The following is a 23,352-nucleotide window of genomic DNA, read 5'->3' as shown; positions in this document are numbered from 1 at the left end:
GTACCGTCTCAACCTGCGAGGGGTCCGGCGCGTGGATGAGGGCATGGAGACACTTTCGGGAGAGCCGGTCGAGGTCCGTGTGGCCGGCCGCACGCGGGACGAGGAGTTCGTCGCGTTCGTGGAGTCGGACGGCCCGTACCTGTTCAGGACGGCGTTCTTCCTGGTCGGCGAGCGGGCCCTGGCCGAGGATCTGGTCCAGGGCACCTTCGAACGTGTCTACCGGCACTGGGACAAGGCCCGGGACGGCGTCCCGCGCGCGTACGCGCGGAAGGTGCTGGTCAACCTCCGGACCGATGCGTGGCGACGGACGCGGCTGACCGACGTCCCGGGTGACGACAACCTTCCGGCGGCTCACGCGGACGACCACGCCGCGCACGTTGCGCTCCGGGACGAGCTCGCCCGGGCGCTGGGGGCGCTCTCGCCGCAGCAGCGACGGGTCGTGGTGCTGCGACACGTCCTCGACCTGCCGGAGGAGCAGGTAGCCCGCGAGATCGGGCGCTCGGTCGGCACCGTCAAGGCCGCGAGCTCCCGCGGACTCGAACGGCTTCGCTCGCTCCTGACCACCGCTGCTCCGGAGACCGCGGACGAGCCGGTCTTCGACGGCCGCGAGACGCTGACCCGCAGCAAGGCCGCGGCGGCACGTCGGGCCCGCCGCAACGGTGCGCTCACCGGCGCGGCGGTGGTGGTGTGCGCGTTCATCGCGCTGGTCGCGCACGGCCCGGTGGGGCTACCGGTCCTGGACGCCGTCGCGGACCCGGCTCACCGCTGGCTGGTGGAGACGTTCGACCTGCGCCCTGACACCTCCGACACCCGTCGTGACGACACCCCCGTCGAGGACGACGACGCGGTCCGGGGTGATGACGCGGTGGTCGGGCAGGACGCCGCCGTCGGGCTGGGCGACATCGACATCCCGGAGATGGCTGCCCCCGCCGTCGACTGCACCGGGCAGGATCTCGCGACGCCGGACGCAACCCGGACCATCCCCGTTCCCGCGGACGCCCCGACCGGCGACTACACGATCGTCCAGGCGCTCGACGCCGAGGACGCCCGCCCGGCGATCGAGTGCGTCGACTACATCACCGACCACCGGGTGGAGCTCGGAAGCCCTCCGGAGGTCATGGTCGGCTCCAGCATCGGGATCGACCCCAACGTCCCGTTCGCGGTTCGTCGCGACGGGACGCTGATCGCGTCCCTGGCCCAGCCCGACGTCGGACCCGGCTCCGAGCCGATCACCGCGCTGGCGCGGCCGGTCGTCGGGGAGGACGGCGAGTCCGTGCTGGAGCACTGGCAGCTCACCACCGGCGCGCCCGGCTCCGACAGGGAGCAGCGCAGCTACTCCGGGGTCGGCAGCCCCGTCCTTACCAACACGCACGTTGCGTGGGCCGAGGGGTTCCTCGAGGACAGGACCGCCGTGGTGAAGGCGCAGGGGCCTGATGGTGAGGTCCGCACGATCGCGACCTACGAGCCGGACCCTGACCGGCACCTCTGGAGGATCGCAACAGGCGGGCGAACGCTGGCGATCCTGTACATCACCAACGAAACTCCCGCCGACCCGGACCGGTGCGACGGGCGCGTCGATCTGGTCGACCTAGAGGCACCCCAGGCCGACATCGTTCGGGACGCAGTCACGGACGTGTGCGCAGTCTCCGACAGCGACGACGGTGTGGTCGTGTCACGCAACCCGGCTGACGGGCCCAGCACGATCGGGCTGCTCTCGGCCGGATCGGGACTACGTGACCTCGTGCGGCTCGACCAGAACACGGCGTGGAACCACTACGCGTACCTGTCCGGAGACACGCTGCTGTTCGAGTCAGGCGCCTGGATCGTGGCGGTCGACACGGACTCGCGCGAGGCCACCGTTGTCCGGGAGGACGCCGCGTGGACGGTCAGCGCGTTCGACGACGGCGTCCTCTGGGCCGACGGCGAGAACATCTACTTCCTGCGGGTCCAGCCCAGGGAGGGCGTCGCCGTGCCGGCCCTGACCATGCTCGGTCCTGGACCGGACGGTGACGGGGACGCGTGGCTGGACGTCGCCGGCGGTGGGCAGCGGGTCGTGTGGACCGAGCACGACAGCGCGGAGATGAAGAGCTTCCAGGACCAGGACTCGTGGAGCTACATGGACCTGCACCAGACCGTGGTGTACGTGCGGACGTCGTGGTGAGAGCGACTGCGGACGATCGTGGGTCGCCCGCGCCGCGGTCGAGTAGCGGCTTGCCTGCGGACGGTGATCTGGGCAGATTGGCGCATCTGTACTGATATGAATGGCCTCTATGACAGGCAACCGGCCGTACTCACCGATCGACCTGGTCGCAGAACGCCGTTGGATCCCAAAGCTTTGGTTCGGGCTCGTGTCGGTCCTGGTGCTCGTAGCTGTGCTGCCAGTCGCTGGGTGACCTGGATGGGGGACGGCCCAGGTGTCGCGCTCGGTGTTCTCGCGGTGTTCGGGGTTGGCATGTTCGTCTTCGTGGTGGTGCTCCTGCCGTGGTCGGTCATCGGGCGCAGACAGTGCGCGCGGATGGTCCGACAGGTCGAGAGGCTGCGGCCAGGTTGGCCGCTGGTTCTGGGGCAGATCCCGCTCAGCGGCTACGCAACGGCGAAGTCTGCCGCGGTCATCCTGGTGGTCTTGCTCGATGCCGTTGAGGTGTGGGGCTATGGCGATTCCAGTCCCCGATGGACTGTGCGGCGTACTCCAAGAGGCGTCAACCTCATCCGTTCTGGGGGAATCACGGGATCAGGAATTTACGACCTCGAGGTCTCCGATGGTGAGCAGCGTGTGTCGATCCGGCCCTGCGATCTGCGCAAGCTGCCGTGGTTCCCGATGAGTAGGCACTCTGATTTTGCTCATGCACTGATCACGCTGGGGGAGCGGCCGCAGGACCACCTGGTCATGAATGAGATGGGGTGACCAATCCGAGGACACACTGCTGTTCGAGTCGGGTGCCTGGATCGTTGCGGTCGACACGGAGTCGCGTGAGGCCACTGTTGTCCGCGACGGCGCCCGTCCCGGCGGCCGGTCTCTTCGCGTCGACGACTTGTGCCCTCAGGCGAAGGCGGTGAACCAGAGCGCGGCGACGCCGCCCAACAGCACGGTCATCACCGCGATGCCCAGGCCATCCAGCCCTGCCAGGGTGCCTGCGAACGCCACGACGGCCAGGAGCGCGGCAACACCGGCTCCGATGGTTAGCACCTTGACGCGTCCGGCCTGGACCGTGTGTGCGGAGCCGATGGACATCGTCCACAGGCCTAGCCCGAGCGCCAGGGTCAGGAAGAGCGGAATGTTTCCGGCCAGGCCGACCACCAGCACCACGACAGCCGTGCCGGCGAAGCCGAGGAAGGCGTAGGTCGCCAACCGTTCCGGCCGACCGAGGACGTGCCGGTCGTTGCTGAGCAGCAGGACGGTGTTCATCAGCGGTTCGAGGCTCCAGCTGAGCACGACGTATGCGAGCACCACGACGATCAGCGCCGTTGCCCACGGCTGGTCGTCGAAGGGGCGCAGCAACCTGGTCAGGATCACCGGCAGGACGACCATCCCGATCCGCAGCGCCTTCGGCTGCGCCTGGAGCCACATGCTGTACCGCAGTAGCAGGCCGTAGATCGGGTTGCGCGACTTGAGCGAGACGGCGAGACCCTCGCGAGCGCCTGAGTCCGTGGGCGACAGGCGCAGGGCGGTCCGGTGTGCCTCGACCGCAGGCGCACCGCCGCCACGACGTAGTGCCAGCAGGCCCTGGATACGGTGCGCGGCCACGTTCTGCGGGTCCAGACGCAGGGCCTCCTGCACCGCAGCGTCGGCCTCACCGAACCGCTGCGTCTCGTACAGGGCCAGGGCCTGCACCGCAGCGCCGTCGGCGTCCTCCGGGTCGAGCGCGCGTGCCCGCGCGACGCTCGCCAGTGCCTCGTCGGACAGGTCCTGGGCCAGCAGCACGCGGGCCTCCTGGACGTGCAGTCCGGCGAAGTGCGGGGCGAGTGCGAGTGCCCGCCGGACCGCCTCGCGCGCCTCGGGCAGGCGCTCGAGGCCGGCGAGCGACGCCGAGAGGACCGAAAAGGCGATCATGTGCTCGGGCGCCGCGCTCACGGCCGCACGGCTGGCGTCGTGCGCCTCCTGGTAGCGGTCCTGCTCCAGCAGCGCCTGTGCCAGCCGGGTCAGGAGGTCCGGGTCGCCCGGGGTCGCGGCCAGCGCGATGCGGAACTGCTCCTCCGCCTCCCGGCCACGACCGAGCTCGAGCAGTGCCTGGCCACGCTGCTCAGCGGCAGCCGCAGTCTCGTTCATCCCCACCCCAGCACAGGACGGTCATGGCTCGGGTTCGAGCATGAATCGAGCACACCGTAGAGGCCCGGGCACGACCGGTCAAAGTGCCCCAATCCGGTACCGTTCGGCGCATGACGCACCCGGTGATCGACGCACTGCTCGTCGCGCTGACCGCTGATCCCGCCAACCACGCGGTGCGCGCACACGTCGCGAGACTGCTGACGGAGGCCGGCCGCCCGGAGGAGGCGCTCACGCACGCCACCGCCGTGCTCGCGGCCGTACCGGATCACGTCGAGGCGCTGCGCATCGCAGCCGACGCCGCACGCACGCTCGGGGACGACCCCAAGGCGGCGTCCTACGCCCGTCTCGCTGACGCCCTCGATCCCATGGACCCGCCGGTCGCCCCGGCCGGGACGACCGCGGCGACGGCGTCCGCAGGTACGGCCCCGACGCCGGTCCCGGCCCCTGCGGACGCGCCGCACGGGGCCGCGGCCGCCATCCCCGACACCGCCGACGAGATCCTCGAGCAGTGGTCCGACAGCGAGCCCGTCGCGGAGCCTGCCCTCGGCACGCTCGGGCAGGCGGGGGTCACACTGGCGGACGTCGGCGGTCTCGCGAGCGTGAAGAAGCGGCTCGACCAGTCGTTTCTCACGCCCCTGCGCAACCCGGAGCTGAGCAGGGAGTTCGGCAAGTCGCTGCGCGGCGGTCTCCTGCTGTGGGGCCCGCCCGGGTGCGGCAAGACGTTCATCGCCCGGGCGCTCGCGGGGGAGCTCGGCGCGAGCTTCTACGAGATCGGCCTGAGCGACGTCCTCGACATGTGGATCGGCAGCAGTGAACGCAACCTGCGCAGCATCTTCGAGACAGCACGCCGGAACCGGCCGTGCGTCCTGTTCTTCGACGAGATGGATGCGCTGGGCCAGAAGCGGTCGAACCTCCGTGCAGGCGGGTCGGCCATGCGGGGCGTCGTGAACCAGATGCTGTCCGAGCTGGACGGCGCGAGCACGGAGAATGACGGGCTCTTCGTGCTTGGTGCGAGCAACCACCCGTGGGACATCGACTCGGCGCTCCTCCGGCCGGGGCGGTTCGATCGGACCGTGCTGGTGCTGCCGCCCGACGTCGAGAGCCGCGAGTCGATCCTGCGGCTCCACCTGCGCGGACGCCCGACCGAGCGGCTCGACCTCGTCAAGGTCGCCCGGGCGACGGATGGCATGTCCGGGGCCGACCTGGCGCTGGTGTGCGAGCAGGCGACGGAGTCGGCGATGGAGGAGTCGATGGCGTCCGGCCGGGTGGTGCCGATCACCCAGCGCCACCTGCAGGAGGCGGCGAAGTCCGTGCGACCCAGCATCGGGGAGTGGATGGAAACCGCGAAGAACTACGCGATGTACGGCAACGAGGCCGGCGCGTACGACGAGCTGGCCGCCTACCTCAAGAAGCGGCGGCGGTAGATCCGTCGGGGGAAGTTGATCCGCACCGGGTATCAGGTTCGTCTGCCTCGGCTCCTTCCGGGTACGGGGGCAACCTCGATCCAGGAGGTGTGGGCCGGTGCGGTTTGCCATTTGCAGCCATCTGGCCGCGGTGCGTGTCGGCGTCGCGCTCGTGTGCTCCGCCAGCCTGCTGGCGTTCGGCATGACGTTCACGGGCGGTGGTGCCCGCGCCGATGGCGACGGGCCGGCGACGATAATTCTGAACTTCGACGACGACCTGAAGCCGGAGACCCCTGTCGGGGCGGCATACGCCGGGGTCGATCTTGGCAAGGCGGTCGTCCTTGCTGAGACCGAGCTGGCGGCGTCGCCCCATCGGGTCCTTGCCTCAGGATGCTTCGCGAGGGGGGAATGTTTCAGGGGCCTTGAGATGCGATTCTCGATCCCGCAGCAATCCGTCCAGGTGATGGTCGGGCTCTTGGTCTTGCCCGAGCTCCCTTCCGAGTCCGAGCTCCCGTCCGAGCCCGAGCTCCCGCCCACGCCCGAGCCCCCTCCCTCTCCCCCTCACACACCCACGCCCGGGCCTGAGCTCTCGCCCGATGTTGAGGTCGAGGGAGAGGTTGACTCCCTGGAAACATCGGGGACACCCGAGACGGCGGAGGGACTAGAGAGGCCTGGCTCCGTGCAGCAGGTCGCCGCGAGGGTGAACCTCGTTGCTCGTGACGACGCGGGGAACGTGCTGGGCAGCGCCGGCACGGGGGACCTGCGCACCGATGCATCGACGCCCGCCGTGCGCCCCGTCGCGGTGCAAGATGAAGAAGGACGGATCGTGACCGTCGAGGTGCACCTGCGCCCTCCCCTTCTGCCCGACGCCGTCATCATCCTCGACAATCTCTCGGCCCGCACACAGACATCGACGTCACCATCGGCACAGACTCCGGGACAAGGAGGCGACGAACCGGGGCCGGGTGGGGACGAGGCTGGTGCCACCGAGACGGCGTCGGCTCCCTCGCTGCTCCCGCTGCAGATCGCGGTCGTCGTAGCCGCGCTGCTCGCTGTTGCAGCGCTGCTGCTCACGCGACAGCGAGCCCGGTCGCGATCACCGAATGTCCACTGGGAGGTCATCCAGTCCAAGTGGGCGCAGACCGTCGGCAACGACCGCGGGCCTGCCATCACGCTCCATGCGCGGATGCGTCCGGAGCACGACGTGACAGGTATCGTTCGCAAGGAGGAACCGTGACCACGCTGAGGTCGCTCCTCGGCCTGAACGACCAGGCTGAACAGCAGCGACTTACCTCAGATCTGGCAGAGACCGTGCGGTCCGGAGGCGGCTTCGTCCCTTGGACGGCCGAGGCGACCGGAATGCTCACCGACCTGCTCGACCAGCCTGTCGGCAATCTGGCCTTCAAGGCGTGGCGTGCGCACCAGGACGTCCTCGATGCCAAGAAGCGCACGTCAGCTGTGCCTGGGCAACGCGAGACCGTGCGCCTGCTCGAACACACGATCCGTTCCGTGCAGGAGCCGGTCGTCGAAGCCACGGTGGACGGCAAGCGGCAGCCTGTCCTGAACCTTGAGGTTGAAGTGCTGTTGCAGATCGTCGGCGCAACCGTCGTCGTGGAGTCCGGGCACGTGCTCGGGGTCCGGCACGGTCCGGTCAGTGGATCAGCCACGCTGAACGTTGGTGGTGTGCCGTTGGCTCATCGTGAGCTGCCGATCATCGATGTTGATGAAGGGACGACCACGGTGGTGCCTGGAAGGGCAACTCCCGGACCAGTCTGACAGCGGATCGCCAGCCCGCAGCTGCCAACACGAGTGGCCGGCTCGCTGCCATCCTGGCGGCTTCCCAGAGCTAGGCGGGCGACGACGGCGTGGCAGCTCGCGCCAGCCGGCTGGCCAGCTGATCGGCCAACGACCTCGCGCGCGCCAGCTCCTCGATGATCCGACGGACCGCGTAGTCCCCGCCGGGCACGAGGTACCCGGGGCCCTCCGGCCATGGACCCGTCGGCGTGGAGCGCGCGACGTCGAAAGCGGTGGCCGGGTCGTCGCGCCGGATGCCGCCGGCGTCGAGCAGCTCCATCGCGGCCTTCCACGCACGGTTCATGCCTCGGTCCCGTCGGTCGGTGGTCTCTTCCCCACCGTGGTCGCGGTGAGCACTGGTCCAGCGTCGCCGGGTGACGGCCGCCCCGCCAGGGACCAAAGTCCCGTTGCGTCCGGGCCGACGCCGCGACGTCCCGCACTAGGCTGAGCCGCATGCCCGACCGCGTGCTCAAGGTGCCCACCCTCGACGAGGTCGCGCAGCGGGCCGGAGTGTCGCGTTCGGTGGCGTCCCGGGCGATGAACAACGCCCGCAACGTGAGCCCGGCCAAGCGGGAGGCGGTCGCCCGGGCGGCGACCGAGCTCGGCTACGTCCCGAACGCGACGGCCCGCGCCCTGGCGACGAGCACGGGCGGGTCGGTGGTCTTCGCCGTCTCCGACGACGACCCGGCGCTGTTCGGCGACCCCTTCTTCTCGCAGGTGCTCGTCGGCGTGGCGGGGGCCCTGGACCGGTCGGAGCTGGACCTGACGCTGATGCTCGCGTCGTCGGAGCGCGGTCAGGCCCGGCTCGACCGGCTGCTGCGGTCGCGGCGCTCCGACGGGTTGATGCTCATGGCCCTGCGCGGGGACGACCCGCTGAACCGGCTCGTGGCGGCGAGCGAGCTGCCGGTCGTGCTCGGTGGCCGGCCGCTGCGCGGTGAGGCGCGGTGGTACGTCGACGTCGACAACCGGGGCGGCGCCCGACTCGCCACCGAGCACCTGCTCGGATCCGGGCGCACCCGCATCGCCACCATCACGGGCCCGATGGACCTGCAGGCCTCCGTCGCCCGGTACGACGGGTTCGTCGACGCCATGGCGGTGGCTGGACGTGGCTCGGACATGGTCGAGCACGCCGACTTCAGCTTCGAGGGCGGCGCCCAGGCGATGACGCGGCTGCTCGCCGTAAACCCCGACATCGACGGCGTCTTCGCCGCCTCCGACAACATGGCGGCCGGCGCCGTGCGCACCCTGAAGGCGCAGGGCCGCCGCGTGCCCGACGACGTCGCGGTGGTCGGCTTCGACGACCTGGAGATCGCGCGCCACACGGAGCCGGCGCTCACCACCGTCAGCCAGCCGATCCGTGGCCTCGGTCAGGAGATGGCCACGATGCTGGTGCGTCTGATCGGTGGGGAGTCGCCGACCCCGGTCATCCTGCCGACCCGCCTGGTCGTGCGGGCGTCCGCGCCGGGCTAGGTCAGTACTGCGTGTACTTGACCCACTCGTAGGTCGCCGTCCGCTGGCCGGTGTAGTTGAACGGCCCGAGCCAGCCGTCGACGCCGGTACCCGGCCACAGGTTCATCATGATGCGCTGCGGACGCGTCGGGAGCGGGCCGCGCGAGCCGTTCTCGTGGTGGACGAGGCGCCCGTCGACGAACCAGTTGATCGTGCCGCCGTTCCACCACTCGATGGCGTAGTCGTGGTAACCGGCCGCGGCGTCGAAGCCGAGGTCGATGACCGCCTCGTGGCCGCCGACGCCGTTGGTGAAGTAGTTGGTCTGCATCTGCCGGGTGTTCTTGCCGAGGATCTCCACGTCGATCTCGTCCCACGGCTGGCCGTCGCCCGGCCCGGTGTAGGTGAAGAACGACGTGACGATGCCCGACCCGGACGCCGCCTTCATCCGTACCTCGAAGCGCCCGTAGGAGTACAGCTCGTTGCTGCGGTACTCCCCGGAGGCGTACGGCCTGCCCGAGCAGCCGCCCGGGCAGGAGGCGTTGTCCAGGTTCAGGCCCAGGACGCCGCCGTTGTGCCAGACGTGGTCGGCCCGCCAGCCCGCGTTGAACATCCCGCCGTTGGTCCACCCGTCGGCCTTGTGCCAGCGCCCGGTGTTGTAGGTGTCGAGGTTGTCGGTGAAGCTGCCGCCGACCGCGGCGGCAGGGGGTGTCAGACCCGGTGTCGCCGAGAGGCCGAGCAGCAGGCCGAGGGCCAGTGCCGGGGCCAGGCCCAGGAGCCGGCGTCGGGAGGGGGAGCGGTGCTGTGTCGTCGTTGATCGCATGCGTGCCTCCGTTGGTACTCGTGGTGGGTGGTGCCTGGTTTTTGCTGTGCCTGGCTGGTGGTGGACGCCGTCAGTGGTGGGCGCCGAGCGGCGGCTGGGCGAGCTCGATGAGCTCTCGTGCCTGCTCGGGGAACCACTGGCCGGCGGGCGGGTCGACCATGCCGCGCTCGGGGTCCTCCGGTCCGCCGAGGCCGCGGAAGCACTCGCCGTCGGACTCGCCGGGAATCTTGATCCACAGCAGGGCGTCGACGAGCTCGTTGCCGGTGTCGGTCGTGGGCCGCGGGCCCAGTCCGCGGTCGGGCGGGTTGCACCACGTCTCGGCGTCGGGATAGACCCCCGCGGGCGCGGCCCAGGCGCCCCGGCCGTTGCGGCTGGTGTCGACGACGAAGTGGGTGGTGGGCTCGACGTCGCCCAGCACCAGCTCGTAGCGCGAGTCGATGCCCGCGGTGTTCAGCGCCGGGTCTGCCGCCGTCGGGCTCCAGACGCCCTGGTTGGACAGCGTCACGCCGGTCCAGTCGTTCGCCGGGCCGCCGCTCCAGTACTGGTTGCCGCAGCCGGCGTAGTCGCCGGGCGAGACCTGCGTGACGTAAGCGATGCACTGGGAGATCCAGGTGCCGTAGGCGACGCTGTTCTCGGTGAACTCGTAGTTGGACACGTTCAGGAAGAACCCGTCCGCGCGCTCGACGCCGGCCTTGACGAGCCGGTCGGCGGACTCGCCCACGTTCAGCCAGGACGCGCCCGTGCCGTCCAGGTACACGACGGCGTTCGGCAGCTCCTGCAGCCGGTCGACGGCGTAGTTGAGCATCTCGAACCGCTCCGCCGCGGCGTCCCTGCCGGTGGTCTCGGGGTCGTACTCCGGCGGCCGGCAGTTCTCGAGCTGCCCGTCCAGCGTCGTGTACCAGGGGATGACGCCGAGCCCGTCCGGCTCCAGGACGACGGCGACCTCCTCGCGGCCGATGCCCGCAGCGAAGCCGTCGATCCACGCCTTGTACTCCTCGACGTCGCGGGCGCCGCCGGCCGAGTAGAGCGCGCAGTCGCGGAACGGGATGTTGTACGCGACCAGCACGGGGACTTTGGTGCCGGTGTGCTTCACCAGCTTATGGACGTCCTTCCTTACCTCGGCGGGGCTGCCGTCCGTGAACCAGGTGGAGCTGGGGATCGTGCTGAGCAGCAGCGCGTCCCGCTTGGCCTGGCCGCGAAGGGCGTGCGCCGCTTCCTTCGTGGAGCTCTGGGGGTTGTTGTAGAGCTTGGTTCCGGGGCCGAGGACGTCGTTGGCTGCCCAGGCTGGGGTGGCGCCGCCGCTGCTGAGCAGGGTTGCGCCGAGCGCGCACGCGGTGAGCGCGGCGAAGAGCCGGCGGGGTCGTTTCATGAGGGATCTCCCAGGGTCTCTGCGAACGCGTCGTTGCGTGTTCGTCGCGGTGCTGCATGGGACGTGCACAGAACTGGAATATTGTGGAAGCGCTCCCAGTCTGACCATGGTGTTGGGAGGTGGGGGAGCGTGTCAAGGGTTGCGGTTTGGTTCGGTTGCTCGGTCGGAGCGAGACCTGGGCAGGACCCGCGTGTCAGTGGCTGGGCGTCATTTCGGGGCGCACGCTCGCGTCGTAGAGGCGCGCGCCCAAGAACATCGCCGCGAAAGTTATGGCGGCGCAGAGGAGAGTCAACTCCGCCTGGCCCGCGACGACGAGTGCGAATGAGGTGATCATGAGCCCGAGGAAGACCACGCCCACTCCGATCAGAACTGCGATGCCTCGGCGGCCGGCCCGGCGCATCCTGACGCCAACGGTTCGCTCGTGATGGGTTTCGAGCGTCGCTAGCCCCACTGTGCACAGAGCCACCACGACCGTGAACCGCAGCGGAGAGCTGGTTACCGGCGCCCAGACCATGATCGCGGCAAGGGGCGAGAAGGTCAGGTAGTACCAGACGTCGGTCCCCATGACCGCCATGGTAGGAATTGGCCACGGTTGCGAGCCTCGAAAGTGCGCCGGACTCGTCGGGGCTGGTGTGCCGGTAGGTTCGGTCCCATGGGAAGAAAGGCACGAAGGCCGGGCTCCGAACTGCACTTTTCCGGTGCAGCGACGTTCGACCTCGATGCTCTCGACCATGGTCTGGCGCGAGCTGTTCGCGCCGAGGTCGGAATGGGCGGCAGCCTCGTCTTCGCTGTCGACCCCGATCAGGACGTGCTGGCCGACGAGACCCTCAAACGTGTGGCTGTTCACCGCCGCGGGCCGGTCGTCCGCACCCCGGGCCTGGCCGACCTGGCGGCGCTGGTCAGCTCACTGGCGGTCGGCGGGGTCACTGACCTGTTGTGCATGTGTACTGGTGACCTTGTCATCGAGTTCTTCGACACCGAGGGCGCGCTGATCGAGGTAATTCGGATCGACCTGCCGGAGTCGATCGAGTGTCACCGATGGCCGGGTCGGGCCAAGCTCGCTGAACCCGAACGGCTTGCTGCCTGGCTCCGTGCGCACGACCTGCCCACAGGCCGCGACGACATGCGCGCTCGTCTCGAGGCCGTCGAGGCCTAGTCGGTTCGCCCACGATGGATGACGAAGGGAACGGCTGGTGACGATCGACGAGCTGCGGGCGGAATTGCAGCGCAGGCAGGTTCCAGAACTCGCGTACAGCATCGGGCGCGACGAGAACGAGACCTACTGTCTCATCCAGGAGCCTGACGGCTGGCACGTCTACTACAGTGAACGAGGCAACCGGAACGCCGAGAAGGTGCTCGCAGAGTCGGCAGCCTGTGACGAACTCTTCAGCCGGCTGCTCAACGACCGTGCCGTCCGCGAATGGATGAACGAGCACAACGCGTGAGCGCGTCGGCAATGGCTTGGGCAGGTGATCCCGCTGCTCGCGGATAGACAACTGCGATTGATCCCGTGGCGCAGCTTGCGCGCGGGTAGCGGTGATGCTGGTCGCGTAGGTGAAGACCTTCGGATGCTCCTCTTCGAAGAAGAGCTAGCGGGCGACGGAGCGTACGAGCGCCTGGAGAATGCGATCGAGGCGCAGGGTGACCTCTTTGAGTGCGCTCCGGCCGTGGTCTCGGTGATTGTCGCGGCCATTGCTGAGAATTCCATCCCGGCAGCCAACCTAGTGCCATCGCTGGACGTTCTCGGCAGGATCGTCGTGGGCCACTCCGCACGGTCGGAAGTCGCAGTCGGTAACGGAGACCTGCGCGAGCGGTGTCACGCCGAGGCGATGAAGGGCTACTGGTCTCTGCTGTGGACCGCTACCCAGCGAGACTCGTTCAACGCATGGCAGGCTGCTCAGGCGATCTTGTCCGTGCTCGACGAGGAGCACTCAAAGGAGTTCCTCAGCTAGTGGCCTGGTCCGTGCGGAAGGTGACCGCGTCAAGCTTCGGCCTATCGCCAAGGGAGCGGTGCCTGCGCGGTCACATGGACGTCCAAGGACGGAGGCGGCTTCTGACCTAGTCCCCAATCTGATCGAGCGAGAAATTCGAACCCGCGCAATCAGTTTGGAAGCCATGCTGCATGGAGTTCGGTTGATGTGGACCAACCGGTCGAAAATGACCGCTGACCTGGTCCTATTGTAATGCTGTAATGGGTGCGCGTGGGGTTATCCGTGGTCCAGATTGGCCTCAAGTGGGGCCAGGTAGGGGTGAGTTAGGGCCCATAAGGGCCCAGCCTGGGGGCCTGCCCGCTACCACGACTGGTGCCGCGGACCATACGGGGAGAGGCCTTCCATGAACGGGGCCAGTGCGTCAGGCGTCGGCTGCACCACTTCGGGCATGGCGATGGCACCCTGCAACGGGTCGGACGAATCGTGGTGCCGTCTGGCCCACGAGACCCACTCCTCGGCCGCGGCGCGTTCATCGCCCGCCAGCTCTTTCGTGCGCTGCTCCAGGGCGGCGATGTAGTCGCCTTCCAGGCGATGGTGGTGCCACCGGTCGACCTGTGTCGCGAGGGTCTCGGCCTGGTGGTGCTCCTGGAGCCGTACGGCGGCCCGAGCCCGGACGCGTTCCCAGTGCGCCTCTCGTGCCTGTCTCTCGCGTTCGAGCCGTCGTTCATGCTCGTCGGCGGCGTCAGCGCGCAGCCCGATCTCCTGGAGCAGGACCGCCAGCTTGGTCTCCACCTGCTGCGTCTTGGTGTCTTGAAAGGTGCCCTGTCGGATGGCGCCGCCGCCTGACAGTTCCAGATGCAGACGTCCGGTCGGTGTGAAGTCGTACCTTGGGGCGTACGACCACGAGTACCGCTCCTTGTCGCGCTGCTCCTTCGCAGTCAGGACATGGTCTGAACGGGTGGAGCGCTCCTTGACGATGATGTCGACGCCGTGCCCACGCACCGCGACATGGATAGTGCCGGTACGTTGCGCGCGGGCCACCGTCCAGCCGCGCCGTAGAGCCTCTTTGGCGACGGCGTCCAGGATCAGAAGTGCGCGCTGCCGTGCGTCCTTCGAGAACTGAAGCTTATTCTAGTCGGCGCGGAGTTCGGCGACGATCGGGTGGGGGCTCCTGAGCATCTGGCCGACGGGAACACTGGGCAGCGCTTCGTCCATCCAGGCTGGCCGGTCTACGAGGGAGATCTCCTTCTTCGACCAGTTCCCGCCGTAGCCGATCACGAGCTGTTTGCCGGTCGGCACCAGATTCGACGCCCGCGCGAGAGCCGCAAGCCTCTGGTACGCGCCGTCTTCGTCGTCGACGATGAGCGACCCTCCCGCTGCGACCACATCTGCCACGAGCTGTGCGGCAGGATCGACAGCTCTCGCCTGTGGGGGAGTGCTGTCTTGAGCATTCGCAGGGGCTGGAGACGCGTGCTCGACGCTGCGCTCCGACGCCGGGGGGACATGCCGTCGAGGGCTGTGTGCGTCGGGCTTCTGGGCCGTGCCACGTGCCGGCCAGTGCCCGTCCGGGAAACGACCGTGCTTCAGGTAGTAGCGCCCTGCATCGGTCGGCGAGGCGGACCATGTGCCGCCCTTACGGGAGACATTCGCGAGCCGACGTCCCTGCAGTGCAAGAGCGACTGTCTTGTAGGTGTGCCCGTCCATCACACCGGGAGGGCATCCGTCGGCGATCCACTGCAGGACCTCGACCTGGCGGGTGTTTACGTCGCGTAGTCCCACGCGTCGAGCGTAGTTCCAGACCGGTTCCACTGGTCAACCGTGGAACGGCGTTGCGCTCACCTCAGTTCGGTGCAGTGCCGCGTCGCATGACGCTTACGCCTCGTAGAGGGGCCCGACGCTGCGTTTCTGCTGGCACCAGGCAGCAGGGCACGCGATGAACAGCGACGGCGACGCACAGTCGCGTGACGACGCACGTGCGAGCGGCGACGCGGCGCGGCGTACGTGGCTGCGTGACGTGGGCGGCCGGGCGACGGGACTGCGGGTCCCGCGGACCGCTACGACGAGGGCCACACACCTCTTGCACAAGCCGTGAGCGGGGGTCGCCGAAGCGACCCGGAACAGCTCGACAAGCGCCTGGGAGGAGGTGGGGGACACATGATGACGGTCCACGTGCTCAGCGCGGGTAGCGGGTACACGTACCTGACCCAGCAGGTCGCCAGTGGTGATGTCCCGCGGGAGCGGGGGATGTCGTTGACGGCGTACTACATGCAGCACGGCAACCCGCCGGGCCGGTGGGTCGGCACGGGCCTGGACCAGGTCGGGGTGTCCGGGCAAGTATTGGAGAGGCAGATGAAGTCGTTGTTCGGGCTGGGCCGGCACCCGGACGCGGCCCGGCTGGAGCTCGAGGCTCTGGCGCGTGGCGCGTCGGAGCACGACGCGGATCGGGCGGGATGGATCGGGCGGGCGTTCCCGACGTTCGAAGCCCGGCCCGATGACGGCTTGCGTGCCGGGCTGGAGGTCGCGTTCGAGCGGTTCGCTCGGGAGAACGACCGCCCGCCGGAGCCGGGGGTAGAGCGGGACCTGATCCGGTGGAACGTCGCGACCTCCTTGGCGCAACGGGAGAAGAGCGACAAGCGCGGTGGCACGGTCACGGACGCGGACGTCGCCACGTGGCTGGCCAAGCGTGGGCAGCAGCCGCGTCGGGCGGTAGCGGGGTATGACCTGGTGTTCACTCCGTCCAAGAGCATCTCGGTCGTGTGGGGCCTGGGGGATCCGGCGACCCGGGAGGCGATCACGAAGGCGCACAACGACGCCTGGCAGGACACGCTGGCGTGGATCGAGGCCGAGGGGGCGTTGACGCGGGAGGGTGCGGGCGGTGTGCGGCAGATCGATACCCATGGCCTGGTCGCGGTCGCGTTCGACCACTTGGACTCCCGGGCGGGGGACCCGGACCTGCATACCCATGTCGCGGTCTCGAACAAGGTCCGTGGTGTCGACGGCGGGTGGCGGGCGTTGGACGGTCGGGTCCTGCACCACCTGGCGGTGGCGGCCAGCGAGCGGTACAACACCCGGGTCGAACAGCTTCTGGTCGACCGTCTCGGGGTCGTGTTCCACACCGAGACGAGGGGTCGGGGCAAGCAGGGTGTGCGGGAGATCGCCGGGATCCCGAAGGCGTTGCGGGATGTGTTCTCGCGGCGTCGGGCGGCGATCGAGGAGTCCTACGAGACCCTCCGCGCGCAGTATCGGGCGAAGCACGGGCATGAGCCGGGAACGAAGACGGCGTTCGGGCTGACGCAGCAGGCCAACCTCGACACCCGCCAGGCCAAGGACACCCCGGTCGGGCTGCGTGACCGTCTCCCGCAGTGGGCCGGTATCGTTGCCCGGGTCCTGGGCAGCGCGGACGGGGTCGCGCGGATGCTCACTAGCGCACTACACCCCCGGCCCGGGATGGATCGGATCGTGGTCGACGGGCCGGAGGACCTGTGGCCGGCGGTCGCCCAGGACCTCGCTGGGCGACGGGTCGTCCGGTGGGCGGCTCAGGATGTCACCGACGCCCTGGAGCGGCTCGCGCACCGGTGGCCCCGCGCACGGGTGTTCCGGCAGCTGCGGTGGCGCCCACCGACCGCCCGTCAGGCAAGGCTCGTTGACCTGGCACGCGGGGTGCTGGCGGAGGGTGACCTGGTCGACGCGTGTTTGCGGAACGTGGCGGACCGGCATTCGACGTGGACGACGTACACCCTGCAGGCGGAAGCTACCCGCCTCGCGCGCGAACACGCCCCCACCGGGAGCGACCTGCTCGCGGTGGCGGCGACGATCACCGGGCACGCGGTCGCGGGCAGTTTGCAGGTGTCGGCACCGGAGGTGAACGAGCCGCCGGACGTGATGCGCCGCAAGGACGGCGAGAGCGTGTACTTCGTGCACGGCTCCACGAGGTACACCTCCCTCGCGGTCCTGGAGGCCGAGGACCAGCTCCTGACCGCCACCCGCACACGTGGTGGCCTGATCATCGACCCCGCTGCCGTGGACCGGGCGATCGAGCGCGTGCGGGTCGACACGGGGCGGGTCCTGAACCCGGGGCAGCGGGACCTGGTTGCGTCCTTCGCCTCGAGCATGAGCCTGGTGGCGGGGATCGGCCCGGCCGGGACCGGGAAGACCACGGCCATGCGTGCCCTCGCGGTCGCGGTCCAGGAGTCGGGCGGCAAGGTCATCGCGCTCGCGCCGTCGGCCGCGGCCGCGGAAGTCCTCGGCGCCGACCTCGGCGACGACATCATCGCGGAGACCCTGGACATGTTCCTCCTCGCGAACCAGGGCGCGGGTGGGGAGCGGCTGCGTGAACGGCTCACGGTCGAGGAGGGGACGGTGGTGTTGGTGGACGAGGCGAGCCTGGCCGGCACCCTTTCCCTGGCCCACGTCCTGACCATCACCCAACAAGCCGGCGGCAGCATCCGGCTGCTCGGGGACCCCGCCCAGCTCGGTGCCGTCGCTGCCGGCGGTGCGCTGCGGTTGATCGCCGAGCAGACCGGGGCGGTCGAGCTCACGCAGGTGCACCGGTTCCACACCCCGGGTGAGGCTGACGCGTCCCTTCAGCTGCGCGATGGGGATCACCGGGGGCTGGACTTCTACGTCACCCGGCACCGCACCCTGGGCGGGTCGGCGGCGCAGATGGCGGAGGAGATGTTCGCGAACTGGATGACCGACTCCGACCGGGGCCTGTCCACGATCATGATCGCCGCGACCAACACCCTGGTCACCACCCTGTCCGCACGCGCCCGGCTGCATCGTGTCGCGCGCGGTGAGGTCGAGGGCGACGGCGTGACCCTGCACGACGACACCAGGGCCGGGGTCGGGGACGTGATCGTGACCCGGCTGAACAACCGCCACCTGCGGGCAGTGCGCGACGACGGGCACATCGACCGGGGCCGCGACTGGGTCAGGAACGGTGACCTGTGGCGCGTCATCGCCCGTGGTCGTGGCGGTGCGTTGCAGGCCCGGCACCTGGACACCGGCGCGACGGTCGTGCTCCCGGTGGACTACGTCGCTCAGCATGTTGAGCTCGGGTACGCGGCGACGATTCACCGGGTGCAGGGCATGACCGTGGACACCTGCCACGCGATGGTCGGTGTCGGCATGACCCGCAACGAGCTCTACACCGCCATCACCCGCGGCGCCGACTCCAACCGGGTCTACGTGGAGACCGACGACGTCCTCGACCTCGACCCCCACCGGCAACCCGCGCTGGAGCGCGCGGTCCTGAACGCGCTCAAGGCGACCTTGGACCGTGACGGCGAGGAGAAGTCCGCCCACCGAGTCATCGAGGACGACTGGGACTATGCCCACTCCCTGGCCCGCATGGTCCCTGAGTACGAAGACGCCTACCTGGCCTTCCTCGAACCCGACCGCATCGCACGCCTCACCCAGGCGGTACGCGCCACGCTCCCGGAGCGGATGGCGAACGTGGTGTTGGCGGACGAGGCGTGGCCGGCCCTGGTCAAGCGCTTGTCCCAGCACGACGCCGCCGGCACCGACCCCGAGACCGTCCTACGATACGCGTCCGGGGAGGGTTTCGCGGGGGCGAAGTCAATCGCGAAAGTCCTGCACCACCGCATCGACCTGCCTCGACCCCACGGCATGGACAAGGCCGGGGACGGGCGGGGTCTGCCGGTCTGGATCACGACCGCCCCGGACACCACCCAGAACCTCCTGTGGGAGCGGACCACGACCCCGCAGACGACCACGCCTACCACCGTGACCCAGTCGGACGAGGAGCGCGGGGGAGCCCCGATGGCGACGACCGGGCAGCAGGGGCAGGCCGTCGCACGCACCGACGTCTCTGAATGCTTAGGGGAGCGGCTGGTGGATGCGCGCGAGCGGGCGCTGGTGGTGGAGATCACCGCCCACGCCTGGGCCTGGTGGACCAGGCAGAACACCACCCAGTCGTGGGCGACACGGTACATGACCAGCCGCGGCCTGGCGGGCGCCGAGCGCGGTGTCGCGCCGGCGTCGTGGACCGGGCTGACCGACCACCTCCAGACCCTCGGCTACACCTCGGACCAGCTCGTGGCTGCCGGGGTCGCGACGCGGACCAGGAACGGGCGGGTGATCGACAAGTTCCGCGACCGGATCGTGTTCCCCTACCGCGACCAGACCGGGGCCGTCGTCGGCGTGACCGGCCGGATCAATCCCGCCGACACCAGCGCGGGAGATGCCCGGGCGCCGAAGTACCTCAACACTCCCGAGACCGCCGCCTACCGCAAGGGCGAGCTCCTGTACGGCCTCGACCCTGCTGCAGTCACCCGCCTGGCAGCAGGCGCGAGGCCGGTCCTGGTCGAAGGACCCACCGACCACGTTGCGCTCCACCTCGCCGCAACCCTCCTTGCCCAGCAGACCGGTTTCGACGTCGTGCCGGTTGCGGCTGGTGGCACCGGCATCACCCAGCAGCACCTCCGAGCCGTGCGGAAGGCGACCGGGCGGGACCTGAGCGACCTTATCGTCGCCCTGGACCCCGACACCGCCGGGCGCACCGCCGCCGCTCGCGTCTGGGAAGCCCTCACCCCGCACGAGGCCGCTCACGCCCAGGCCCTGGACCTGCCGGCCGACCCTGCCCAGGTCGCACTCGAGGACCCCGAAGCCCTGACCGCGGCGTTGGCCGGGCCGGTGCCGCTCGTGTGGTTCGCGATGGAACCCAACCTCCAGCACATCCGCTCCATCGACCACCCCGACCAGCAGCTCTCCCTCCTGCGCGCCCTGGTCGACCACCTCTACGACCGAGTCGAACCACAGCAGTGGCTGGACCTGGTCGACCACATTGCCCGTACCGTCGGCGACGCCCCAGGTGCCGCGACCCTCGCCCAGCTCGACGCCGGCTCGGTACGGGAGATCCTGTGCGACCACCTCGCTCAGAGGATCCTGGACGGCGTTCAGCAGGACGTCGGCCCCGAGACCGACCTGACTACAGGCGACGGCAACCAGGGCGACGCCAGGTGGGCACCAGTGGTGACCGACCCGTTGGTGCGGACCTGGCTGGTGCGGCACGCCCACCTGATCGCCGCCCGCCTGGACACCCTGGTCCAGGACGCACTGACCGACCCGCAGTTGTGGATGCAGAGCATCACCCCACCGCCCCCACCCGGCCCCCCACGCGAGGCGTGGATGGCCGCGATGCGGCAGGTGCTGGCATACCGCGACCGGTACCAGATCACCGACCCCGTCCACCCGCTCGGGCCGGAAGGCGGAGTGGGTGAACGCGGCGACGCGCGCGCTATCGCTGACCGGGCCCTGGACACCATCACCACCAGCGACACCGGAACCCGGTCCGCGGCCCGGCCTGTGGCCTGGTCTGGCCCGAAGCCGATGGAACGGGTACCGGTCGTGCTAGCCGACGCGCGGGCCAGCGCCGAGCGGATGCGCCGAGAGGCCGACGAACGCGTTCGCCGCGACCGCGCCGAGGGGGAACACGACCGGGTGACCGACCGGGGCCACTGGTAGACGAGACCGGTCGGCGGCCGAGATCTCACCGCCCTCGACGACCAACTGAAACGTGCTCATAGGGATCCAGTTTCCCGTCAGCCCGGCTCTGGCCGGGCCGCTATATGCCCGCTCGACGAGCTCGGCGCGCCCACAAGAGGTGACCGCGCCGAGTCGTCAGGCTTGTCATGCCCAGAGGGTGACGGACAGCTGAACGCTGTAGGGATAGTCCTCGCTGTTTACGTCGGTCACCACGAGTCTGGCCACAGCGCCCGCAGTGGTCTGCGTGCAGATCACGTCGTTGACCTGGAGCTCGTCGGAAACGTAGAGTTCGTCGTCCTCGCCCGACCTGGCATCGGCGAGGCAGGCGGCCGGGTCGTCGGGTGCCGGAGCCACGTCGTGGCTGCTGTGCCCGATCGTCCTTGCGAAGACCAGGTAGTCGTAGTCCTCGATCGCCATATCTGCGGAATCCGAGGCCGGTCCGTCTGCGTCCTGGATGTCGTCCCACTCGTCGTCCTGGAGGGCGAAGTTTCCCTTCATGTCGAAGTCGACGACGGCGGTACGTCCCGACTGCTCAGAGCCGACGATCGTGAACTCGCGATCCTGATAGATGAGCTCAGACGGAACCTCCGTAGTTTCGGTAGGCCCAGTGCTCGTGGTGGGAGTGGGACTGGGCGTCGGCTCGCGAAGGCTCTCGATCTCCTCAACAAGCTCACTATTGGTTTCGGTGAGCTCGTCGACCTTCGTCTCGAGCCCTTGAGACTGCTCCTGAATCACGTTGATCGTGACTAGGCCGTCGGGCGTAGGTACGGGCACCTTGCTTGCTGCGATGGCGGACCATCCTCCGATCGCCCCGACGACGATCGACGCGAGGCCCGTGATGACGGCGGCTTTGACGGTGGGGTTGCCCGGTCTGCGACGGCGTGTGGAGCGCGGTTGACGAGCGGGCTTGGATGGGTCCTTGGGCGGATCTTTTGGTTCGGCTGGGGTCGTTCCGGACATCAGGCTCCGATCGGAAAAGTCGGGCGCCCGGTGGTCAACATTGAACTGGAAGTTTCCTGAACGCCCACTCCCGTAGCGCGGACTTCATCCGCCGCTCACCCGATGCAGTGCCGGAGCCTGGTTGTGCGGAGGGTGAGGTTCCGCTCGATGCAGTGATGTCGAGTTGAGCCCCTCCTACTGTGCTTCGAGCGATCCGGCGTGGTCCAGGCCGGGTGCCACTATCTCGTCGACACGCGTTCAGTACAGGACTACCTTGCTGCTATGGCAGCCCGGTTCCTCCGCGTCGAACAGGCCCTCGCTTTGACCACTGGGTTGTTTGACGCAACCGGCGACGAAGTCTGGCAGGCAGTCCAACGGGCCATCAGCCTGCAGACTCCTGAGGCGGCCGACCTGGAATTTAAGAGCCAATGGTGGGACAACACCAAGGAGTTCGCGAAGGACTGTGCCGCGTTCGCCAATGCAACTGGCGGGGTCCTCATCTACGGAGTCAACGACGATGGCCGTGACGTCGCGGCCGGCTTGTCGCCAGTCAACCAGCTTGACGACTTCGAGGAGCGAGTCCAATCGATCACTGCTAGCCGCATAGCGCCGAAGCTTCCACAGGTTCACGTGCGGTGGGTGCCGAACCCTGACTCGCCCGGGACAGGTATCGGCATTGTCGCGATTCCGCGGAGCCCGAACTCACCGCATGCGGTCGTGAACCAGCCCCAGCTCAGTTACCCGGTCCGGCGTTCCACGATGACGGTCTACCTATCGGAGTCTGAGGTAGCCGACCGATACAGGAATAGACTCGAAATGGCTCGCTCGGACCAGGACCGCGCTCAGGAAATCATCGAGTTGGCACGACCAGCTCTGGCCAGGGCGGGCAACGCATGGGTTGCTGTCGCGTTCATCCCGAGTCTGCCGGGTGAACTGCCCCTCTCAGCCGCCGAACCAGACGCCGCCCTTGACCTTGTGTACCGCTGGCAGGGCGAGATGCCACTAGAACCAGCCCAGCACCGGAGCTTAGATGCAAGGGTCCGCCGCAAGCGGATCGTAGTCACGTCGGACCCATCGTCCCCGGTCTCGCATTATCAGCACCACGAACTCTGGCTTGACGGCAGTGGATTCGCCGCGGCCGCTGTCGGATCCCTGAAGCGCGCTCGCACGCTCCAGTGGACGAACGTCGAACAGCCCGAGCTGGAGTTCGCCATCCTGCGGCTCGTGGACCTACTGGTCAAACACGCAGTACGTGCCGGCGCTGCCGGGGACGGTATCTTCGTCGCCCAACTCCTCCCTGCCTGGGAGGATGACTCGTTGGATGTCTCAGTCTCCACGCCGGACAGTACGCGGACGGGCCAAGCGATCCGGGCTGGAATTCCACTTCTGATCGACGTGTCCAGGACACCCGATGAGAGTGAGCTTGCACACGCTCGTCGTGTTGACGGGGAGTCTGTCCAGGTAACCGCGCCGCTCGATGCGATCGCTGAGAGCGCCCAGGAACTGGTGATGACCGTTCGTCGCCTCACAGTCGACATGCTCGCTGAGGACGGCATGAGTGACTCGACATTGCTGACCGCCGCTGGGCAGATTGATTCACTTCAATTGCGGCAGGCTTGGCTGCGCGAGGTGGAGGCTTGGGCAAACGAGTGCGGCATCCCCTTGCTTGAGCGGCGTAGCGGCCATCGCTAGGACCGGGGCCTCGTACGAGGTAGTGCTTCGCATACGTGCGAGCGACAACTCCATGTGACGAGGCGATGGCCCGCCGCAGGCGCTTCAACGCGGGATTGCCCAGGCGACGCTTGACCACAACCTGAAGCCGCGGCGAGCTACGAGCGCAGGTAGCGAGGTCCCAGGGGGCGGCGATGCAATCG

At 68.9% G+C, this 23,352-nt stretch carries 19 protein-coding genes; 11 read left to right on the top strand and 8 right to left on the bottom strand.

The window, feature by feature from the left end; all coding sequences use genetic code 11:
• Positions 1-43 precede the first annotated feature (43 nt).
• Positions 44-2,161: a SigE family RNA polymerase sigma factor gene (locus tag QRN56_RS01610; RefSeq protein WP_285100719.1), complete on the top strand. Its 2,118-nt coding sequence runs from the start codon at positions 44-46 to the stop codon at positions 2,159-2,161.
• A gap of 228 nt (positions 2,162-2,389) precedes the next feature.
• Positions 2,390-2,905 (top strand): hypothetical protein, encoded by a 516-nt coding sequence (locus QRN56_RS01605; protein WP_285100718.1) that lies wholly within the window; start codon positions 2,390-2,392, stop codon positions 2,903-2,905.
• A gap of 135 nt (positions 2,906-3,040) precedes the next feature.
• Here QRN56_RS01605 and QRN56_RS01600 read toward each other — a convergent pair whose 3' ends face one another.
• A complete protein-coding gene (locus tag QRN56_RS01600) occupies positions 3,041-4,267 on the bottom strand; it encodes a tetratricopeptide repeat protein (protein ID WP_285100717.1) in 1,227 nt (408 codons plus the stop codon).
• Between the two features lie 110 nt (positions 4,268-4,377).
• Here QRN56_RS01600 and QRN56_RS01595 point away from each other — a divergent pair, with 110 nt between their 5' ends.
• The 3 genes from QRN56_RS01595 to QRN56_RS01585 all read left to right on the top strand — a co-directional run bounded on the left by QRN56_RS01595 (position 4,378) and on the right by QRN56_RS01585 (position 7,446).
• Positions 4,378-5,691 (top strand): ATP-binding protein, encoded by a 1,314-nt coding sequence (locus QRN56_RS01595; protein ID WP_285100716.1) that lies wholly within the window; start codon positions 4,378-4,380, stop codon positions 5,689-5,691.
• A 97-nt stretch (positions 5,692-5,788) separates the two neighbouring features.
• Positions 5,789-6,907 (top strand): hypothetical protein, encoded by a 1,119-nt coding sequence (locus QRN56_RS01590; protein ID WP_285100715.1) that lies wholly within the window; start codon positions 5,789-5,791, stop codon positions 6,905-6,907.
• A complete protein-coding gene (locus tag QRN56_RS01585) occupies positions 6,904-7,446 on the top strand; it encodes a hypothetical protein (RefSeq protein WP_285100714.1) in 543 nt (180 codons plus the stop codon). The genes QRN56_RS01590 and QRN56_RS01585 overlap by 4 nt, the downstream gene beginning before the upstream one ends.
• Positions 7,447-7,516: 70 nt before the next feature.
• On the opposite strand, the gene QRN56_RS01580 is transcribed toward QRN56_RS01585, so the two are convergent.
• On the bottom strand, positions 7,517-7,768 hold the full coding sequence (locus tag QRN56_RS01580; RefSeq protein ID WP_285100713.1) for a hypothetical protein: 252 nt from the start codon (positions 7,766-7,768) through the stop codon (positions 7,517-7,519).
• A gap of 149 nt (positions 7,769-7,917) precedes the next feature.
• On the opposite strand from QRN56_RS01580, the gene QRN56_RS01575 reads away from it, so the two are divergent.
• Positions 7,918-8,934 carry a LacI family DNA-binding transcriptional regulator gene (locus QRN56_RS01575; protein WP_285100712.1) on the top strand — a complete coding sequence of 339 codons (1,017 nt, stop codon included), beginning with the start codon at positions 7,918-7,920 and terminating at the stop codon, positions 8,932-8,934.
• 1 nt (position 8,935) lies between these two features.
• On the opposite strand, the gene bglS is transcribed toward QRN56_RS01575, so the two are convergent.
• From bglS to QRN56_RS01560, 3 genes are all read right to left on the bottom strand, one after another.
• Positions 8,936-9,733 (bottom strand): beta-glucanase, encoded by a 798-nt coding sequence (bglS, locus tag QRN56_RS01570; RefSeq protein ID WP_285100711.1) that lies wholly within the window; start codon positions 9,731-9,733, stop codon positions 8,936-8,938.
• Between the two features lie 70 nt (positions 9,734-9,803).
• Complete coding sequence (locus QRN56_RS01565) at positions 9,804-11,102, bottom strand: glycoside hydrolase family 6 protein (protein WP_285100710.1); 1,299 nt, start codon at positions 11,100-11,102, stop codon at positions 9,804-9,806.
• A gap of 193 nt (positions 11,103-11,295) precedes the next feature.
• Positions 11,296-11,667: a hypothetical protein gene (locus tag QRN56_RS01560; RefSeq protein WP_285100709.1), complete on the bottom strand. Its 372-nt coding sequence runs from the start codon at positions 11,665-11,667 to the stop codon at positions 11,296-11,298.
• Positions 11,668-11,754: 87 nt separating this feature from the next.
• Here QRN56_RS01560 and QRN56_RS01555 point away from each other — a divergent pair, with 87 nt between their 5' ends.
• The 3 genes from QRN56_RS01555 (at position 11,755) to QRN56_RS01545 (ending at position 13,054) form a co-directional block, all read left to right on the top strand.
• Positions 11,755-12,258, top strand: coding sequence for a hypothetical protein (locus QRN56_RS01555; protein ID WP_285100708.1), 504 nt, complete (start codon positions 11,755-11,757; stop codon positions 12,256-12,258).
• Positions 12,259-12,295: 37 nt separating this feature from the next.
• Positions 12,296-12,547, top strand: coding sequence for a hypothetical protein (locus QRN56_RS01550; protein ID WP_285100707.1), 252 nt, complete (start codon positions 12,296-12,298; stop codon positions 12,545-12,547).
• Between the two features lie 123 nt (positions 12,548-12,670).
• On the top strand, positions 12,671-13,054 hold the full coding sequence (locus QRN56_RS01545; RefSeq protein WP_285100706.1) for a hypothetical protein: 384 nt from the start codon (positions 12,671-12,673) through the stop codon (positions 13,052-13,054).
• Between the two features lie 339 nt (positions 13,055-13,393).
• On the opposite strand, the gene QRN56_RS01540 is transcribed toward QRN56_RS01545, so the two are convergent.
• Both QRN56_RS01540 and QRN56_RS01535 read right to left on the bottom strand, forming a co-directional pair.
• On the bottom strand, positions 13,394-14,074 hold the full coding sequence (locus QRN56_RS01540) for a hypothetical protein (RefSeq protein ID WP_285100705.1): 681 nt from the start codon (positions 14,072-14,074) through the stop codon (positions 13,394-13,396).
• A gap of 90 nt (positions 14,075-14,164) precedes the next feature.
• A complete protein-coding gene (locus QRN56_RS01535) occupies positions 14,165-14,812 on the bottom strand; it encodes a hypothetical protein (protein WP_285100704.1) in 648 nt (215 codons plus the stop codon).
• Positions 14,813-15,187: 375 nt separating this feature from the next.
• Here QRN56_RS01535 and mobF point away from each other — a divergent pair, with 375 nt between their 5' ends.
• The gene (gene mobF, locus QRN56_RS01530) at positions 15,188-20,518 is read left to right on the top strand and encodes a MobF family relaxase (protein WP_285100703.1); all 5,331 of its coding nucleotides are present in this window, start codon (positions 15,188-15,190) and stop codon (positions 20,516-20,518) included.
• Between the two features lie 165 nt (positions 20,519-20,683).
• Here the strand turns inward: mobF and QRN56_RS01525 are convergent, their stop codons facing one another.
• The gene (locus tag QRN56_RS01525; RefSeq protein ID WP_285100702.1) at positions 20,684-21,499 is read right to left on the bottom strand and encodes a bZIP transcription factor; all 816 of its coding nucleotides are present in this window, start codon (positions 21,497-21,499) and stop codon (positions 20,684-20,686) included.
• Between the two features lie 261 nt (positions 21,500-21,760).
• Between QRN56_RS01525 and QRN56_RS01520 the strand changes: the two genes are divergently transcribed.
• Positions 21,761-23,170, top strand: coding sequence for an AlbA family DNA-binding domain-containing protein (locus tag QRN56_RS01520; RefSeq protein WP_285100701.1), 1,410 nt, complete (start codon positions 21,761-21,763; stop codon positions 23,168-23,170).
• Positions 23,171-23,352 lie beyond the last annotated feature (182 nt).

The sequence above is a fragment of the Promicromonospora sp. MEB111 genome (assembly GCF_030209445.1).
GTDB lineage: Bacteria > Actinomycetota > Actinomycetes > Actinomycetales > Cellulomonadaceae > Promicromonospora.
This window is presented reverse-complemented; position numbering and strand designations above follow the sequence as displayed.